Genomic DNA, 1,817 nt, shown 5'->3' with positions numbered 1-1,817 from the left:
CCACCAACAACGCCACTTTCGGTCGGACGAACATGACCTATCAACAACTCGCCATGTCGCGGGTACGAGCGGTCGAACACGGGCGCAGCGTCGTCGTGTCGGCCACCAGCGGCGTCAGCGCCGTCATCGATGCACGCGGGGAGGTCGTCGAGCGCACGGAGCTGTTCACCCCCGCAGCTGTCGTCACCGAGGTGTCACTGAGCACCACCCTCACCCCGGCGACGATCACCGGCAGCGTTCCGGAATGGATTGCCGCCACCGGCGCTGGTGCAGCACTGGCGTTCTCGCTGCTGCGCCGACCACGCTCCATCACACCGAACCCCGCAAACTACTATGTCGCGTAGTATTTAGATGGTGGTCGGTGAAGGGCGTGCGGAGATGACGATCGACGAACACCCCCGTGCGCACTCGCCGGGACTGGTGCGCAGAACAGTGGCGATGCTGCGCAACCGGTGGCGACAACTGACGTCGATGCGGACAGCGTTGGTGCTGCTGTTCCTCCTCGCCGCCGCAGCTGTCCCCGGCGCTTTGCTGCCGCAGCGCAATCTCAATACCCAGGCCGTCGATTCTTTCATTGCCGCGCGTCCGGTTCTCGGGCCGGTGATGGACACGCTGGAATTGTTCGACGTGTTCGCGAGTTCCTGGTTCACCGCGATCTACGTCCTGTTGTTCGTGTCGCTGATCGGCTGTCTGACTCCCCGGTTGATCGAGCACGGCAAAGCTCTTCGCGCACAACCTGTTCGAGTACCGCGAAACCTCACTCGACTACCGTTGCATCATTCGGGCACCCTCGCCGGTGACCCCGAGAAGGTGATCGCCGACATCGCGCGGCACTTGAAAGGGTGGCGTACCGCCGTTCGACCCGAGCCCGATGGGGCACTGACTCTCTCGGCGGAGAAGGGCTACACCCGCGAGGCCGGGAACCTGCTGTTTCACTTCTCGCTGATCGGTCTGCTCGCGGCCATCGCGATCGGCAAACTGTTCGGCTACGAAGGCTCGGTCATCGTCATCGCCGACAACGGGCCCGGTTTCTGCAACACCTCGCCCGCGATCTACGACTCCTTTCGCGCCGGCAACAGCACCGACGGCACCGGACTCGAGCCGTTCTGTATCCGGGTCAGAGATTTCACCGCCGACTACCTCGAGAACGGTCAGGCCGAGATGTTCACCTCGAACATCTCCTACCAGAGCGCCGACGACATCGCCGCCGACACCTGGCGCGACTATCAACTCAAAGTCAACGAACCCCTCCGGCTCGGCGACGAACGCATCTACCTCACCGGACACGGCTACGCCCCCGAGTTCACCGTCACCTTCCCCGACGGCCAGACCCGCACCGAAGCGCTGCAGTTCCGCCCCGACGACGCCACCACGTTCCTCAGCAGCGGCGCGCTGCGATTCGACCCACCCGGGGGGACCTACGCCACCGCCGAGGAGCGCCGCCGAGGGCAGATCGCCATCGAAGGACTCTTCGCGCCCACCGCGCAATTCAACGGCAACCTGCTCTCCTCCCGCTTCCCGGAACTGGTCGATCCCGCGGTGGCAGTGGACATCTACAAAGGCGACACCGGTCTCGACACCGGCATCCCGCAGTCGATCTTCTCCCTGGACCAGGAGATGATCAACCAGGGCCGGCTGGTCAAGCAGGACCGGGTCAACCTGCGGCCCGGAGAATCGACGACCCTCTCCGACGGCACCGTCGTCCGGTTCGACGGTGCCAAGGAATTCGCGAACCTCCAGGTCGGATACGACCCCGCGCAGCGGTGGGTGCTCGTGTTCGCGGTCACGATGATGACCGGACTACTGGTGTCCCTGGT

1 protein-coding gene and 1 pseudogene are annotated in these 1,817 nt (G+C 64.5%); both read left to right on the top strand.

Annotated features, from left to right (window positions below):
- Positions 1–344 (top strand): annotated as a pseudogene (locus R4P47_RS24965) (apolipoprotein N-acyltransferase); the annotation flags it as partial.
- 34 nt (positions 345–378) lie between these two features.
- Positions 379–1,817, top strand: a 1,439-nt coding sequence (locus R4P47_RS24960; RefSeq protein ID WP_032400877.1) for a cytochrome c biogenesis protein ResB, incomplete at its 3' end; no start/stop codon positions are given.

It is taken from the genome of Rhodococcus sp. IEGM 1370 (genome assembly GCF_033142325.1).
GTDB lineage: Bacteria > Actinomycetota > Actinomycetes > Mycobacteriales > Mycobacteriaceae > Rhodococcoides.
Note: the sequence above shows the minus strand (reverse complement) of the source record. Positions and strands in the feature narration are given on the sequence as shown.